The organism is Gluconobacter kondonii, from assembly GCF_002723995.1.
Classification (GTDB): Bacteria; Pseudomonadota; Alphaproteobacteria; order Acetobacterales; family Acetobacteraceae; genus Gluconobacter; species Gluconobacter kondonii.
The window spans coordinates 364,400-380,381 of the sequence record NZ_BEWP01000001.1; the positions used below are offsets into that span (position 1 = coordinate 364,400).

The following is a 15,982-nucleotide window of genomic DNA, read 5'->3' on the forward strand; positions in this document are numbered from 1 at the left end:
TCCGGCCTTTCGTACCCTGTTTGAAACCTCAGCGCTCGGCGAAGGCCTTCTCGACGACATACGAGCCCTGATGGCTCATATTGCCTTCCTCAAAGCCCATACGCTCCAGCAGGGCTTCGGTGTCGGCCAGCATTTCCGGCGAACCGCAGATCATGACGCGGTCATGCTCGGGGTCCAGCTTGTCGATGCCCAAATCTTCGAAAATCTTGCCCGTCTCGATCAGCTTGGTGATGCGATCGGTCACGGCGTAATCTTCGCGGGTCACAGCCGGGTAGTAGCGCAGCTTGCCGGCAACGAACTCACCGAGGAACTCATGCTGCGGCAGTTCGTGGCGGATGTGGTTCTCGTAGGCCAGCTCGCCCGAAATGCGGACGGTGTGGCTGAGGATCACGTTCTCATAGCGCTCATAGGCCTCGGGGTCCTTGATGAGGCTCATGAACGGTGCCAGACCCGTGCCCGTGGACAGGAAATACAGGTTGCGGCCCGGCTTGAGGTTGTCGAGCAGCAGCGTGCCAACCGGCTTGCGACCGATCAGAACCGTATCACCGACCTTCACATGGCGCAGACGCGAGGTCAGCGGGCCATCGGGAACGGCAATGGAGAGGAACTCCATGTTGTCTTCGTAATTGGCGGACGCGATCGAATAGGCGCGCAGGAGCGGCTTGCCCTCGACTTCAATGCCGATCATCGCGAACTGGCCGTTCTCGAAGCGCAGACCGGGATCGCGCGTCGTGGTGAAGCTGAACAGGCGGTCCGTCCAGTGATGGACCGTCAGTACCTTGGCCGGATACAGATGCGCATATTCCTTGCTCGGCTCGGCAAGGCGATACTGCTTCGGATGGCCTTCGAACGGCACAAGGCCGGTCAGGGGCTCGTCGATCTCGGGCGTGGGGGCGGCAAAAGTCGGGTTAGACATGTCTGGTTCTGTCTCCGATGCGGAACGGATAACAGGTCTCGGACCTGATAAGGGTCGGGTCTTTTAGCCCAATCGTCACCGCTCGGGAAACCCATGTGCGTTGAAGCGCATGCCGGAATGACGCACAAGACTCTTATGACAGACGACTCCATGCCGGACGCCCCTCTTTCCGACACACTCTCTCCGGCCGAACGCGCCCTTGCGCAGGCCGAGGCTGACTTCGGAAGCCCGCTCGAGATTACATCGCGCGAACGCCCTGCCCTGCTGCGTCAGGTCGCGCGCAGGCTTGAAGGCCCGGAGGCAAGCCTGTCCCATGACGGGTTGATCGAGGCGCTGTGCGTCGTGCGCCGCAAGACATGGGCCTCCCAGCTCATGAATCTGTGCCGCAGGGCCGGTGAAGTCTGGGTCAGTAAAGCCGACACGCAGGACGCGGCGGCCCGCACCCATGACCCGCGCGCCGACATGCCTGCCCTGCGCCGGATACTGGACGATGTCCTGATGACGCGCTGGCAGGAGATGGGCGATTCTCCACGCAGCGTCCTGGAAGATGTTCGAGCCGATCTGGCGGATACCGGGCTGATTCTGTCGAGCGGTCAGCTTGAAAAGCTCTCACAGAGCATTGCCAGCGCCTTCGGCAGCGTCGATCTGGGCTTTGAGGACGATCTGCGGATTGCCGAAGAACGCCGCGCCCGTGAACAGGCCGATATTCAGGCCCGCGCCGAAGAACGCAGGGCACGCGAACTGGAACGCCTGCGGCAATGGGAAGAGGGACTCGTCAGCTTCGACGACCTGCCCGGCGTTCTGCACTGCTCCCGCCGCGAGGCGCTGCGCTGGGTTGCCGAAAACCGGATTCCCGTTGCGCGCCGCGAAACGCGCCCGGACGGAATCGAGCTGTTCTTTTTCGATCCCATTGAACTCAAACGGCTTCGGACCTTCCTCCCGCAGTGGCGCAGCGGAACGAAAGACCGGCCGGAAGTTCTGGATCTGGGCAACAAGGCGGGCAATGCGGCCATTGCCCGTGTCGCGGCACTGGACCGGTTCGCGGCCCATTTCCGCACCGCGCGTGCGCTGAAACGGCGCATCACGCTCGTGACCGGACCGACGAACTCCGGCAAGTCCTATACCGCTCTCAATGCGCTGGCGAATGCCGAAAGCGGGCTGGCACTCGCGCCCCTGCGCCTGCTCGCCCATGAATTCCGCGAGTCCCTGCTTTCGCGCGGCGTTCCGGCATCCCTGTCCACGGGCGAGGAGCGGATCGAAATGCCGGGTGCGCGCCATCTGGCCGCGACGGTCGAGATGTGCCCATTCCACAATCCGGTGGATGTGGCGATCATTGATGAAGCCCAGATGCTCGCCGATCCGGACCGTGGGGCCGCCTGGACGGCTGCCATCATGGGTGTTCCGGCACGGCATGTCTTCATCCTTGGCGCGCCGGACTGCATTCCTCTGGTCAAGCGCATCGCCGAGCTTTGCGATGACCCGGTGGATGAGATCCATCTCGAACGCAAAAGCCCGCTCAAAGCGGGTGAGACGCTGCATCTCGATGAACTCAAGCCCAGCGACGCTGTCATCGCCTTTTCGCGCCGCGAAGTGCTGGATCTGCGCGCCGAACTCATGGCGCGCGGGCGTCGCGTAGCCGTGGTGTATGGCGCTCTCAGCCCGGAAGTCCGTCGTGCCGAAGCCGCCCGGTTCAACAATGGCGAGGCCGATATTCTCATTGCGACGGATGCGATCGGTATGGGGCTGAATCTGTCCATCCGCCGGGTCGTGTTCAGTGCGCTGCGCAAGTTCGACGGACGCCAGACGCGCGATCTGGTCTCGCAGGAAGTCAAACAGATCGGCGGTCGCGCCGGGCGTTACGGCAAGCATGAAAACGGGCTGGTCTGCGTGTTGGCCGGTGCGGGCAGCCCGACCTTCGTCAAGAAGATGCTCAGCGCACCACCTGAAGTCGTGACGGAACTCCGCCCCCTAGTGCAGCCGGATTCGGATATCGTCCGGGCCGTTGCCGAAGAAATTGCCAGCGACAGTCTTTATGGCGTTCTGACACGCATCAAACATGCCGTTCTGCGTGCGGATGACCCGAACTATCGTCTCGCCGACATGGAGCAGGCTCTCGAAATTGCGGCCGCTCTGGAGGGCGTGGAAAACCTCGATCTCTCGACCCGCTGGACCTACGCCATGTGCCCGATCGATGAGCGGGACAACGGTATCCAGCGTCTTGTCCAGTGGGCTGCCGACCATGCAGCCGGACGCCCGGTTCCACCGCCGGGTACGGGGCGGCTGCCGCATCCGGAGCAGGCGGGACGCGAGGAACTGGAGCGGGCCGAGAAGCGGCACAAACGGCTGGTGGCCTGGCGCTGGCTCGCTTTGCGCTTCCCGGACGCTTATCCCGCCCGTCAGGACGCGGAAATCAACACGTCCATTCTCAATGACTGGATCGAACAGGTTCTGCGGACCCAAAGCCGCATGCGCGAAAGCCAGAAGCAGCAGCGTATCGGCGGACGCCCGGGGCGCGGCGGAGAGAGAGCCGGGGGGAGATCGGGAGAGAGGAACTCTTTTTCGGGATCTAAAAAACCGGGGGGACACTCGGGAGGCCGGACGTTCCCTGCGAAAGGCGGAAAGCGCTCAGGGGGACCACGCAGGCGACCGTCGTAATCCGTATAATCAGCTCAGTCGCGGATCAGACTGGTTTGGGTGTGTGGGGCGTTTTTGCATTCTGCCCCTCATTTTCCTTGTGGCGCACACGCCGCTCAATCCATTTCTGGGCCTGAAGTTTAATGAGCGGATCAAGCTGTCGGTAAAGAGCGAGCATCGTACTTTCGTCTGGAGTCAGGGTCGCCTGAATAGCCTTGTAGGCCATTCCCGTCAGCAGGACTTCCGGTTCTACTCCCAGAACTGCGGCGAGTCCTCCCAGATGCTTTCCGACATGGCCTGAACGACCGGTTTCCCAGAATGCCACTGCCGAACGCGAAATTCCTACTTTTTCGGCAAGCTGCTGCTGACTCAGACCTGCCATCTCCCGCAACAGCCGGATACGGCGACCAAGCTCAAGCCCCGGAGAAAGTTGCGCATATGGAAGGGAATCTGTGGTCAACACGGCCTCCGTCTCTCTGATCCAGGCCCTGTACGCCACTTCAGAAACCTCCGTCGGAACGGAGGGCTCCCCTTCGACGCGAAAACCGACGCTCCCTTTGGAAAGCGTTATGATCTCCCTCACTGACCCTGCAGCCTGATCGGGAGCAGCAACAAAGGACGTCCATTTCTGCCCGAGTCCGAGCTGGAGTGTCTTTTTCATGCTTAAACCTCCGACCTAATAAACGCAGTGCATCTCGTCCTGCGACAAACACGCTCCACCCATCAAAGTTCTCTCACCGTAATGGAAGAAATTTTGCCTGCTTGATCTATTCATAACGAGAGCGGTAGCTGGATCAGATTAGTCCTATTTCTCTTTTCAGGGAAAGAGGGATGATACCCCCCCTACCCTTTTAAAAAATATGCAGAACGAAATTTTTACTGGAAATCAGTCTCTTAAAGACTCTGGAAATGATTATTGAGCATCCTGCGGCACCAGCACCATCGTGCCGGACGCCGCATTTCCGTGCAGGATAAGGTGGTTTTCGCCTTCCCGGGACCATGAGGTCACGGTCGACAGAAAGGCTCCGATCTTCTGTTCCTGAGCCATCAGCGGCGGAAGGCAGGCTTTGCGTGTCGTGGCCATTGGCTGGAACTGAAGCGTCTGAGCCTCAAGCCGGAAATGGCCCATAAGACGGTTGCAGCCATCCGTCCCGTAGACCGTGCCATCCTGTTGCAGGGTCAGGCCCGGCGCTTCGGGCGTATTGTCGAAGTTCAGGTTGCCGACACTCTGGATTCGCCATGTTCCGTACGGTGCGCGGACAGTCGTTTCCGCGACACGCCGCAGCAAAAGCTGCGGGTGATCGAGCAGCGTGCCTCCGTCCGGTGTGGCGAACAGTCGCTGCCCCTCGACCGTAATTTCCGCATTCAGCACATAATGACCGCCCGGCGGCAGCGTGGGGTAAGTCAGGGTATAGGGAATTGGCACGCCATGATGGATCTCCGTGCGCTGCTCAGCCATGACAAGAGGGGCGCCATGCGTGGCTCCCGTATCCTCGATCCAGACGCTCAAAACGGCACCCGGTGGCAGGGCCATTCGCTCACGATACAGAGCATGACCCTGCAACGTGTGCATGGTGGCCGCCTGACTCGCTATTTGGCTGGCCGCATAAACCGGTGCAGTGGACAGGATTGAGCCTGCCACCAGCAGGTTCAGAACAAAACAGCGGAGCGTGATCATCATGCGTCAGAGTCCTCAGCCGATGCGGTTCAGCCCGCCCATGTAAGGACGCAGAACCTCGGGGATATCGATGCTGCCGTCTTCGTTCTGATAGGTCTCCATGACCGCGATCATCGTCCGGCCGACAGCAAGACCGGAGCCGTTAAGCGTATTGACGAAGGCCGGTCCATTTTCTGCACGATAGCGCGCATTCATGCGGCGTGCCTGAAAATCGCGCGTGTTGGAGCACGAGGAAATTTCACGCCATGCCTTCTGGCCCGGCAGCCACGCTTCCAGATCGAACGTCTTGGCCGCGCCAAACCCCGTATCGCCCGCACAAAGCAGCATCCGACGGAAGGTGATGCCCAGGCGCTCCAGAACCGTCTCGGCGGCCTGAGTCATGCGCTCGTGCTCGGCCTCGCTGTCTTCGGGACGCACGACGGAGACCAGTTCGCATTTGGTGAACTGGTGCTGACGCAGCATCCCGCGCACGTCGCGCCCGGCGGAACCGGCTTCGGAGCGGAAGCATTGCGAGAGTGCGGTCATGCGGATCGGCAGGGCATCGGCGGAGAGGATGTCCCCCATGACGGACGCTGTGAGCGGGACTTCGGCGGTCGGGATCAGCCAGCGGCCATCTTCCGTCCGAAACGAATCCTCGGCGAATTTGGGCAGCTTGTCGGTACCATACATGGCGTCGTCATTGACCAGAAGCGGCACGCTGGTTTCGCTGTAACCGAACTCGGACGTGTGGATATCGAGCATGAACTGGCCCAGAGCGCGCTCCAGACGGGCGAGTGCGCCACGCAGAACCACAAAACGCGTGCCGGACAGTTTGGCAGCGGTTGGGAAATCCATCAGGCCCAGCGCTTCGCCGAGTTCGAAATGCTGTTTCGGCTCGAAGGTCAGGTCGCGCTTTTCGCCACGGACATGAACGACGACATTGTCATCTTCGCTCCTGCCCTCGGGAACGGACGCATCGAGACAGTTCGGCAGGGCTTTCAGCACATCGTCGATGCGGGTCTGGATCGTGTTTGCGCGCTCTTCCAGCCCGGCGATCTGGTCACGCAGGGCAATGGCCTTTGCCTCGATCTCGGCGGTGTCGAGGTTCTGGCGCTTGAGCAGGCCGATTTCCTTGGCAATCGTTTTGCGGGCGGCCTGTGCGTCCTGAAGCGCGACCAGAGCAGCCCGGCGCTCTTCGTCTTCGCTGACAAGCTGCTGTCCCACGGGTGACAGGCCCCGACGTGCGAGAGCAGCGTCAAAAGCGGCCGGGTCGGCGCGCAGGGCTTTCAGGTCATGCATGGTTCAGGGCTCCGGCAGGTGTCATCAGTCTTCGTCGGCGGCCATCGGTTTCGGTTCCACGAACCGGGCCGTCAGAATGGATATCTCGTACAGTGCGACGAGGGGAATGGCGAGGCTCAGCATCGTAATCGCATCCGGCGGTGCAATGACAGCCGCAACCGCAAACGACGCGACAACGGCATAGCGACGGAAACGCTTGAGTTGCGCCACACTCAGCAGCCCCACACGGACCAGCAGCGTCAGGATGACGGGCAGTTCGAAACAGACCCCAAACGCCAGGATCATTTTCGTCACCAGCGTCAGATATTCCGACACCTTGGCCTGAAGTTCGATCTGCATGCCGCCATCAGTGTTCTGCGGCGTCTGGAAGGACAGGAAGAACTGCCACGCGTAAGGAAACACGACGTAATAGGCCAGTGCCGCGCCGATCAGGAACATGATGGGCGTGGCGATCAGGAACGGGGCAAAGGCCCGTTTCTCGCTGCGGTAAAGGCCAGGTGCGATGAAGATCCACGCCTGAATGGCAATCATGGGAAAGGACAGGCAGGTCGCGCCGAACACGGCCACGCGGATATAGGTAAAAAAGGCCTCATACAGCGCGGTGTAGATCAGGTGCGGCTGTTCGCCGTTTTTGCGCATGATGTTGCCGAGCGGGGCCGCCAGAAAACGGTAAATCTCGCCCGAAAAATGATAGCAGATGGCAAAGGCGATCACGAAGGTCACGATCGACCAGATCAGCCGTTTGCGCAGTTCCACTAGATGTTCGAGGAGCGGCATCGGCGTGTCGTTGATGCTGTCGGTGTCGGTCATTCGCCGTCCTTTCCGCTCGCGATGGGGATGCGCCGACCGGCATGGATGGCCCGGACAGGCGGCAGAATATCAGGCGCGCGCCAGCGGGAGCGCTCATGCTGGAGCCGCCGTGCCGTGCTGGGCGGAAGAATGGACGGAGCGCCAACGACATCTTCGTTGACGTCCGGTTCCTCCTGCGCGGGCAGGTCCACGGCTGGCTCGAACTGCGGACGGGCGTTGTAGGGCACCGTTTCCAGATCGGTCAGGGAAGGCGGCGGCGGAAGCGGCGGGGCGGGCGGAACCTTTGGCAGCGCGGCGGCAGACGCTTTCGTCGGCGCATCCAGTTCCAGACTGCGGCGGATGGAATTGTCGCCGTCGATCGCTTTCGTCACGCGGTCGCGCAGGTTGAAACTTTTCAGATCCCGGAACTGGTCACGCGCCTCGGACAGATCGGCCTCACGGACCATCTCATCCACATGGGACTGGAACTCCGAGGCCATGCGCCGCATCGCCTTCAGCCCGTTGGACAGGGTGCGGATGGCAACCGGCAGGTCCTTCGGGCGGATGAACACCATCGCCACCACCACGAACAGCGCGATTTCCGAGAAACTGAAGTCAAACATGCGACATTCCTAGCCTGTCTGCTCCGTTCCGCCTACGGCAGAACCGTCGGCGGCATCGTCTTCCGCTTCCGTGGAGGCCCGATCCAGCAGGAAATCTTCCCTCCGCGGCAGAGCGGCGAGATCCGGGAGGGCAAAGCTTTCTAGAAAATGGGCCGTAGTGCCCCACAGAACAGGGCGACCGGGCACCTCCTTACGGCCTTTCGGTGCGATCAGGCTGTCTTCCAGCAGGGCGTCAAGAATGGCCTGTCCGAGCGAAACGCCTCGAATAGCTTCGATTTCTGCGCGAGTGCAGGGTTGGTGATAGGCCACGATCGCCAGCGTTTCCATTGCCCCCCGGCTCAGGCGGCGCGGCTTTTCCACGACTTTTGTCAGAGCCGAAGCATATTCGGGGCGGGTGCGGAACTGCCAGCCACCCGCGACCAGCACCATTTCGATGGCATGATCGGCATAGAGTGCGCGGACGGCTTCAATCGCTTCCTCCGTTGCGATGGCAACGGACTGGGCTTTGAGAAGCTCTGCGAGTGCAGACGGTTTGACGGGTTCTGGGCTGGCGAAAACTAGTGCCTCCACAAGGTGGCAGGCCCGATCGAGCATTTCGGAGGCGGTCATGATGCGGGGCGCCATTCGATGATACCGAAAGCCTCGGGCTGACGCAGTTCCAACGCCCCGCCCTTCGCCATTTCCAGCCCTGCGAGCAGCGTCCCGGCCAAAGCTGCGTTGCGTCCATAAGGCCCCTCCTCTCCATCCAGTTCGTTCGGGTCGGGCAAAAGGGAGGTCAGGGTGTGCCAGCCGACCACGCTGTCGGTTCCGAGAAGGCGTTTGAAGCGGGAGAGCGCGTCCTGCACGCTCCAGTAGCGGCGGGCACGGGGAGCATAGACCGTCCGGCGGCCTGTTCTGCGCCGGGCGGACAGATAGGCCGTAATGAGCGCGGGCATCTCCACACGCAGGCCCGAGCGGTCGATTTCGGTATGGTCCTCGCCCTGCCCGCGCCGGAATACGTCCAGACCCAGACGAGGCTGTGCGGCCAGCCACTGGGCGGCGGCACGCATCCGTTCAAGTTCGATCAGGCGTTCCTGAAGAAGCTCAATCGCATCTTCAGCATCCGGGTCTTCATTTTCGGCGGGAAGCAGCAGTTTGGATTTCAGCCATGCGAGCCATGCCGCCATGACGAGCCAGTCGGCCGCCAGTTCCAGCCGCAGGCTCCGCGCTTCCGCACGAGCCTTGTCCACAACGGCCAGATACTGCTCCACCAGTTGCAGGATGGAGATTTTCGCCAGATCCACCTTCTGTTTGCGGGCAAGATCGAGGAGCAGGTCCAGCGGCCCCTCGAACCCGTCAAGCGTCAGATGCAGTGTCTCGCTCAAACGCCAGCGCTCAGAACTGGGCTGGCGTACAGGCGACGGACTGCGCGTGCAGCTTCACACAATAGGCCCGCGCGGCTTTCAGATCCGCAAATCCGCCGATCCGCAGACGCACGAACGTATGGTCGCCACGCGTGGTCTTCTCAAACAGCGGCGTATGCCCGGCGAGCAGGGCCGGAGCCTGATGGCGCAGACTGTCCCACTCCTTGCGGGCTGCGGCCTCACTGTCGAGCGCGCCGAGCTGCACTTCATGCGAACCGGCCGGGGCATCCGCCTTGGAGACCGTTTTTTCGGGAGTAGCGGCCTTTGGTGGCGCGACGCTCTCGGGTTCCGGCACAGGAGCGGGAAGCGGCTTTTCCACGGGGCGGGCCGCGTGATGGACGGGCGCTTCTTCTTTTTTCAGTGCCTCTTTTTGAGCTTCAGCCGGGGCATTGGCAGCAGCGCCCGTCGGGGCAGCAGGCTGAATTTGTGGCTTTTCCGCTGCCGTCGCAGGCGGTACCGCGGGCTGAGGCTGTTCGGGGGCGGCAGATGCGGTTGCGTCAGGACTGTTCGCAGGAGCGGTCGGAGCCGGAGCATTTCCCGGAGTTGCGGGAGGTACGGCTGTGTCCGACGTTGCGTCCGTCTTTGCAGGGTCCTGCGTTGGCGCGCCCGGAGGCACGCCGTACTGACGGGCCAGCGCCTTCGTATCGGGCTGCTCGGGGCCGGGCGCGAGATGTGCTTCGCCATTGCCAGTCATGTCGGTTTCCCCGCCATCACCGCTCATGATCTGCATGCCACCCGGATCGGCGGGACGGTCCTTCACGGGGCCGGGAGGCGGGCCGATAATGGGAATGCCGCCGTGATGGGTTCCCATGAGAGACCAGCCACCGACCGCCAACATCAGCACGACGCCGATACCCACCGCGCCGCCGACCAGCTTGCGCGTTGCGGGATCATTACCTAGCAGGGACGTCAGGCGCCCTGCCCCAGCAGCATTCACAGGCGTAGCCGGACGACGGCGCGGAGCGGGTTCGTCGTCGTAATCGTTGCTCATACGCTCGCGCTCGAAACGCGGCTGCGGACGCGGGCCCGGTGTCGGACCGGAGGGTTGTTTCGGAGGGCGGCCATAATCGCCGGGGTCGGCGTTTCCGCGTCCCTGATCGTTTTCCGGGCTCATCGCATTTCTTCCACTGGCACGACGCCGAGAATGGTGAGGGCACAACGCAGCGTTCCCGCAATCGCCGAGACCAGCGCCAGCTTGGCAAGGCTGGTTGCGCGGTCGTTCTCGTGCAGGAAGCGCAGGGTGGTGTCTTCGCGACCCCGGTTCCACAGGGCATGGAAGTCGGAGGCCAGATCAATGCAATAGGTCGCGATGCGGTGCGGCTCACGGGCCGTAGCTGCGGCTTCGACACTGCGCGGGAAAGCCGCCAGACGACGCAGGACGGCCAGTTCGACGTCCGAAGACAGGTTGGACAAATCGGCTTCGCACAATGCTTCCGGCGTCACAGCATCCGCGCCAAACATCGTCTCGGCCGAACGCAGAACCGAGCGACAGCGGGCATGGGCATACTGGACGTAGAACACCGGGTTATCGCGTGTCTGGGCGACGACAGCATCCAGATCGAACTCCATCTGCGCGTCGGCCTTGCGGGTCAGCATCGTGAAGCGCACGGCGTCCTTGCCCACTTCGTCGAGCAGGTCGCGCAGGGTCACGAACGTACCGGCGCGCTTGGACATCTTCACCGGTTCGCCGTTTTTCACGACGCGGACGATCTGGCACATCACGACTTCAAAGCCGGTCTTGCCATCCGTCAGGGCCGAAATCGCGGCGCGCATGCGGGAAACGTACCCGCCGTGATCGGCGCCGAGGACGTCAATCAGGACGTCAGCATTCTCGGCTTTCTGGGCGTGATAGCCAATATCGTTGGCGAAATAGGTGTTGGTGCCGTCGGATTTGCGGAGTGCGCGGTCCTGATCGTCGCCAAATTCGGTGGAGCGGAAGAGCGTCTGCGGGCGGGCTTCCCAGTCTTCCGGCATCTTGCCCTTCGGCGGCTCCAGCACGCCCTCATAGAGCAGGCCCTTGCTGTCGAGCCTGGCGATCGCGGCATCGACACGACCGCTAGCCAACGTCTCGGCTTCACTGGCGAAGACTTCGTGCGAGATACCGAGGGCTTCCAGATCCTCGCGGATGGCGGCCACCATCTGCGTCAGGGCTTCACGACGCACGGTCTCGAACCACACGGACGGATCCGCAGGACCACCTTCGGCATTGGCGAGCGAACGTCCGTGCGTTGAGGCAATGCTTTGGGCGACCGGGATCAGGTACTCGCCCTGATATTGCAGACCGTTCGGAGTCAGCGGGCCGAAATCATCTGCGGAAATGTCCGTGCCGATGGCCTGAAGGTAGCGCCAGTATGTGGCCCATGTCAGGGCGACGACCTGCGTTCCGGCATCGTTGATATAGTATTCGCGCGTCACCGGGCTGCCTGCGGCTTCGAGCAGGTTGGCCAGCGCATCACCCACCACCGCACCACGGCAATGACCGACATGCATCGGGCCGGTCGGGTTGGCGGAGACGTATTCCACGTTCACGCGCGTTCCCTGCCCCATCGTGGAGCGGCCGTAGCGGTCGCCCGCCTTGAGAACGGAGACGGCCACGCCCTGAAGGACTTCGGGCTTGAGCGTCAGGTTCACAAAGCCCGGACCGGCGGCTTCGGCCTTCGCGATCCCCGGCAGCTCGGAGAGTTTCGCGACCAGTTCGGCAGCAATATCGACGGGTTTGCGGCGCGCGGGCTTGGCGGCCAGCATCGCGGCATTCGTCGCCATATCGCCGTGAGACGGGTCGCGCGTGGGGGTCAGGTCGACGCGCTGCACCACTTCTTCCGGCAGGCCGGGGACGACCGATCGCAGAGCATCGCACACCTGAACTCGGGTGCGGGCAAAGAGACAGTCAGTCGTAAGGGTCGTGGTGTCAGCGGCCATTTCAGCTCGATTCCTGTAACGCGTCTTCAAATCAGAGGCTCTATCAGCCCAGCACGGAGAGGTCCGTCAACCGTCGATGTTCTTCCATCGCGAAACGATCGGTCATTCCGGCAATATAATCGGCCACCAGACGCCTGCGCTGCACGTCATCGGCGGCTTTCGCACGGCCCCGCAGCGGATCGGGCAGAAGACCGGGATCTTCGGACAGGATATCGAAAATTTCGCGCACGGCGATCTTGGCTTTCCGCGCCATGCGGTTGACGCGCCAGTGCCGGTACATGCGGGCATAGAGGAACTTGCGGATGGCCTTGTTGGCTTCCCGCATTTCCGGACTGAACGCCACGACGGGATATCCGGCATGGCGAATGTCGTCGGCGGACTGCGGATTGAGCGCTTCGAGGTTGCGGCGCGTCTGGTCCGTGAGGTCCGTGGCGAGCTGGTTGATGACGACGCGGATGGTTTCATGACGCACGCGCTGCGCCTGATCGGAGGCTTCGCGCCCGATCAGGCGTTCCATCTCGCGCGACCGGCGCAGGGCGTCTCCGACCAACGGCAGGTCTTCGATGTCCTCGAAGGACAGCAGCCCGGCCCGCAGACCGTCATCAAGGTCGTGGCCGTGATAGGCGATGTCGTCCGACATGGCGGCTACCTGCGCTTCTGCGGACGCATAGCTTTGCAGATCCAGATGATGTTTCGCGTCGTATTCCGCGAAATAGGGCGTCGGACGTTTGACGGGGCCATTATGCTTGGCCAGTCCCTCCAGCGCTTCCCATGTCAGGTTCAGGCCATCAAAGGCGTGGTACCGGGCTTCGAGCGCGGTTACGAGCCGCAGGGACTGGGTATTGTGATCGAAACCGCCCCAGTCCTTCATCGCGAGCGCGAGGGCGTCTTCCCCGGCATGGCCGAACGGCGTGTGACCGAGATCATGGGCAAGCGCCACGGTTTCGGTCAGATCTTCGTTAAGGTCCAGATTACGGGCGATGGAACGGGCGATCTGCGCGACTTCGAGCGAGTGCGTCAGACGCGTGCGGAAAAAATCGCCTTCGTGATTGATAAAGACCTGTGTCTTGTATTGCAGGGTGCGAAAGCCTGCGGAATGCAGCACACGGTCACGGTCACGCTGCCAGGGCGAGCGGACCGGGCTTTCCACTTCAGGGTAGAGTCGGCCTCTGAAATCCGTAGGGGAGCCGGAATCCTGTACCGCGTAGATCGCTACCATCAAGACATGTCCTGCGTGAGCCGTCGGGCCGGGAGAGCGCCGTTTCGGGCGGCTTACGGGGCCATTCTACGCCAGCATCGTGCCGGTGCAAGCGTGGCCCCTCTGCCCTTCCCCTTTGCTCTGGGGCGCGCTCTGGCCATATAATCAGGACCGCAGTTGTCTTTTCAGAAGAGTCCGGGAACCAGAACCCATGTCCGACACCGTGCCTTTCAGCGTTTCCGCCAGTGCGGCCGCTCGCATCAAGGAGATCATTGCAGCGCAACCCGAACCCGACGGGCTCGCACTGCGCGTTGCGGTGCTGGCCGGAGGCTGCAACGGATTTCAGTATCAGTTCAAACTGGAGCGCGATCAGGCCGCGGATGATGTCGTCATCGAACGGGACGGCGCGCGCGTGTTCGTGGATACGACCAGCCTCGACCTGCTGGAAAACGCGGAACTGGAATTCGTGGACAAGCTGATGGGCGCCCATTTCACGGTCACGAACCCCAATGCGGCCTCGTCCTGTGGCTGTGGCACCAGCTTTTCGCTAGCCTGAGTTCATGAGCAATACGCCGTTTACCTTCGCAAGCTGGAACATCAATTCCATCCGCGCCCGCGCCCATCATGTTCAGGACTGGCTGGAACGCCATCCGGACTGCGATCTGCTGTGCCTTCAGGAGATCAAATGCGAGGACAGCCAGTTCCCGGCCGCGTTCGCAGAAGCCGGACTGCATGTCGCGACCTCGGGGCAGAAAGCCTATAATGGCGTGGCCCTGATCGGGCGTCGGCCCTTTACAGTGACGCACCACACACTTCCGGGCTTCGAGCATCCATCTGCCCGTTATATCGAGGCGGAACTCGACGGCATCACGATCGGCAATCTGTATCTGCCCAATGGCAATTCCGGCGGCGAGGACGGTTACGCTACCAAGCTGGCGTTTTTTGATGCTCTTGCGGAGCGCGCGGGTGTTCTGCTGGAAGCTGAGAAACCGTTTGCGTTCATCGGCGATTTCAATGTCTGCCCGACGGGCGAGGATCTGGCGCCCGGCGCGCTGTCGCAGGATGATGCGCTGGTCCGTCCTGAAACCCGTGCGGCGTTCCGCAGGCTGGAATGGATGGGGCTGACGGATGCCCTCCGAGCCCTGCGCCCTGCGGGCCGGCATTACACGTTCTGGGATTATCAGGCGGCGGCCTTCCAGCGGAACTCAGGGCTGCGGATCGACCATGCGCTTCTGTCTCCCCGCCTGGCCGAGCGCCTGACAGCTTTCGTGATCGACCGGGACGAGCGGGCGAAGGAAAAGGCCTCCGATCACGTCCCGGTTCTCGTTACCATCTAAAGATGCAAGGGGAATGCGTCACTCCCCTTGTACCCCCTCATGCATGTCGCAGATTGGGTTTTCTGCTCAGATGGCCCGGCTGCCACTGATACCCGTTACCGCTCCAGCGCCAGTAGCCAGGCACCCAGTGCAGGTCTCCGCGATGGGGCGGGATCGTCTCCGGCAACGTATGCGGAGGCGGCGGCGGCTGTCGGTATGGGCCGCTGTAGGGCACAAACTGGGCATGGGCTGTTCCCGACATCGGCGCAATCGCCATCGTACCTGCAAACAGGGCGGAAACAGCCAAGATCCCTGACAGATGTTTCAGCATCAAGCTCTCCTTTCCATGACGCCTTGTCACGGAAAGATGATGACGGGAGCGTCTTGGCGCAGCTGAGGCGCATCTGTGGCGGAATCCGGGCAGATCATGATTTTGTGTTGCATGTACGATGCCTTTCCCTACGCCTGTAACGGAAAGATACAGAAGTTGATGCGTGATTTAAAAGACACAGAATCATTATGAAATTTATTTTTAGCCCTTGAATTTGATTATATTATATTGACCGTGCCTTTTAAGGCACATCATTCGATGCTCCGCCACATCTTGCACACCTCCTTCATGCGCCAGTACCGCAGACCCTCGTATCGCTTTTTTTGTTGAGGGTTTATCGATGGCTGTTGCGCGGCCTCTCTCGCTTGCATCTTTGGGCCCATCCTGCCTTCTGCGGGCCGTCCGCACAGAGTGGCGACTTGCGGTCTGTATCCTTGGCAGTGTCTGGACTGCCCCGCTTCGCGCCCAGGCCCCCGCCTATTTCATGCCCGCACATCATACCGCACGGACACCTTCTCTGAACGCCCTCAGAACCCCTGCGCTGCTGAACAGCATGACAGGTCGATCCGCATCAGGCGGATTAAGCTTTGACCAGACAGGAACGTCCCCCGTGGTGCGACGGGAATGGATGAAGCTGGATCTATCGAACCTCTCGAAGATCGGCCCTCTGGATGTCGAACGCGCGACACAGTCACCGCTGATGGAAGAAAAAGGCGTGACGACGACTTTCGCCTACCCGTTGAAATCGCTTCCGGGCGTGGACCTGACGGCGAGTTTCTTCGGAGGACATCGCGACACCATTCAGGGTGCCGCAGGCGGGAGTGCAGCCGTCACAGGGGGCATCCGAGTGCATTGGTAAGTGTACGAACACACATGGCGCAAAAAAACCGGCACCTC

General features: G+C 61.8%; 17 protein-coding genes. 5 read left to right on the forward strand and 12 right to left on the reverse strand.

Annotation, left to right across the window (positions count from 1 at the left end):
- Positions 1-28: 28 nt before the first annotated feature.
- Positions 29-916, reverse strand: a complete 888-nt coding sequence (locus GKO01_RS01680) for a ferredoxin--NADP reductase (RefSeq protein ID WP_099285400.1) — start codon at positions 914-916, stop codon at positions 29-31.
- Positions 917-1,051: 135 nt separating this feature from the next.
- Between GKO01_RS01680 and GKO01_RS01685 the strand changes: the two genes are divergently transcribed.
- Positions 1,052-3,571 carry a helicase-related protein gene (locus GKO01_RS01685; protein ID WP_099285572.1) on the forward strand — a complete coding sequence of 840 codons (2,520 nt, stop codon included), beginning with the start codon at positions 1,052-1,054 and terminating at the stop codon, positions 3,569-3,571.
- 25 nt (positions 3,572-3,596) lie between these two features.
- Here the strand turns inward: GKO01_RS01685 and GKO01_RS01690 are convergent, their stop codons facing one another.
- From GKO01_RS01690 to GKO01_RS01735, 10 genes are all read right to left on the reverse strand, one after another.
- Positions 3,597-4,211, reverse strand: coding sequence for a helix-turn-helix domain-containing protein (locus GKO01_RS01690; protein ID WP_099285401.1), 615 nt, complete (start codon positions 4,209-4,211; stop codon positions 3,597-3,599).
- 252 nt (positions 4,212-4,463) lie between these two features.
- Positions 4,464-5,231, reverse strand: a complete 768-nt coding sequence (locus tag GKO01_RS01695; RefSeq protein WP_099285402.1) for an META domain-containing protein — start codon at positions 5,229-5,231, stop codon at positions 4,464-4,466.
- 12 nt (positions 5,232-5,243) lie between these two features.
- Positions 5,244-6,506, reverse strand: coding sequence for a serine--tRNA ligase (gene serS, locus GKO01_RS01700; RefSeq protein WP_099285403.1), 1,263 nt, complete (start codon positions 6,504-6,506; stop codon positions 5,244-5,246).
- A gap of 24 nt (positions 6,507-6,530) precedes the next feature.
- A complete protein-coding gene (tatC, locus tag GKO01_RS01705; RefSeq protein ID WP_099285404.1) occupies positions 6,531-7,316 on the reverse strand; it encodes a twin-arginine translocase subunit TatC in 786 nt (261 codons plus the stop codon).
- On the reverse strand, positions 7,313-7,918 hold the full coding sequence (tatB, locus tag GKO01_RS01710) for a Sec-independent protein translocase protein TatB (protein ID WP_099285405.1): 606 nt from the start codon (positions 7,916-7,918) through the stop codon (positions 7,313-7,315). The genes tatC and tatB overlap by 4 nt, the downstream gene beginning before the upstream one ends.
- A gap of 9 nt (positions 7,919-7,927) precedes the next feature.
- Positions 7,928-8,542: an SMC-Scp complex subunit ScpB gene (scpB, locus tag GKO01_RS01715; protein WP_099285406.1), complete on the reverse strand. Its 615-nt coding sequence runs from the start codon at positions 8,540-8,542 to the stop codon at positions 7,928-7,930.
- Positions 8,524-9,282, reverse strand: a complete 759-nt coding sequence (locus GKO01_RS01720; RefSeq protein ID WP_099285407.1) for a segregation and condensation protein A — start codon at positions 9,280-9,282, stop codon at positions 8,524-8,526. The genes scpB and GKO01_RS01720 overlap by 19 nt, the downstream gene beginning before the upstream one ends.
- Before the next feature lie 10 nt (positions 9,283-9,292).
- Positions 9,293-10,435 carry an SPOR domain-containing protein gene (locus GKO01_RS01725; RefSeq protein WP_099285408.1) on the reverse strand — a complete coding sequence of 381 codons (1,143 nt, stop codon included), beginning with the start codon at positions 10,433-10,435 and terminating at the stop codon, positions 9,293-9,295.
- A complete protein-coding gene (gene argS / locus GKO01_RS01730; protein ID WP_099285409.1) occupies positions 10,432-12,240 on the reverse strand; it encodes an arginine--tRNA ligase in 1,809 nt (602 codons plus the stop codon). Before argS ends, GKO01_RS01725 begins: the two co-directional genes overlap by 4 nt.
- A 43-nt stretch (positions 12,241-12,283) precedes the next feature.
- The gene (locus GKO01_RS01735; RefSeq protein ID WP_099285410.1) at positions 12,284-13,459 is read right to left on the reverse strand and encodes a deoxyguanosinetriphosphate triphosphohydrolase; all 1,176 of its coding nucleotides are present in this window, start codon (positions 13,457-13,459) and stop codon (positions 12,284-12,286) included.
- 15 nt (positions 13,460-13,474) lie between these two features.
- On the opposite strand from GKO01_RS01735, the gene GKO01_RS16450 reads away from it, so the two are divergent.
- The 3 genes from GKO01_RS16450 to xth are packed head-to-tail and all read left to right on the forward strand — an operon-like array spanning position 13,475 to position 14,775.
- Positions 13,475-13,603 carry a hypothetical protein gene (locus GKO01_RS16450; RefSeq protein WP_264815907.1) on the forward strand — a complete coding sequence of 43 codons (129 nt, stop codon included), beginning with the start codon at positions 13,475-13,477 and terminating at the stop codon, positions 13,601-13,603.
- 46 nt (positions 13,604-13,649) lie between these two features.
- The gene (locus tag GKO01_RS01740; protein WP_099285411.1) at positions 13,650-13,994 is read left to right on the forward strand and encodes a HesB/IscA family protein; all 345 of its coding nucleotides are present in this window, start codon (positions 13,650-13,652) and stop codon (positions 13,992-13,994) included.
- Between the two features lie 4 nt (positions 13,995-13,998).
- Positions 13,999-14,775: an exodeoxyribonuclease III gene (gene xth, locus GKO01_RS01745; protein WP_099285412.1), complete on the forward strand. Its 777-nt coding sequence runs from the start codon at positions 13,999-14,001 to the stop codon at positions 14,773-14,775.
- A 37-nt stretch (positions 14,776-14,812) separates the two neighbouring features.
- Here xth and GKO01_RS01750 read toward each other — a convergent pair whose 3' ends face one another.
- Positions 14,813-15,085, reverse strand: coding sequence for a YXWGXW repeat-containing protein (locus GKO01_RS01750; RefSeq protein WP_099285413.1), 273 nt, complete (start codon positions 15,083-15,085; stop codon positions 14,813-14,815).
- A 340-nt stretch (positions 15,086-15,425) separates the two neighbouring features.
- Between GKO01_RS01750 and GKO01_RS16245 the strand changes: the two genes are divergently transcribed.
- Positions 15,426-15,944 (forward strand): hypothetical protein, encoded by a 519-nt coding sequence (locus GKO01_RS16245; RefSeq protein WP_099285414.1) that lies wholly within the window; start codon positions 15,426-15,428, stop codon positions 15,942-15,944.
- The last annotated feature ends 38 nt before the right edge of the window (positions 15,945-15,982 follow it).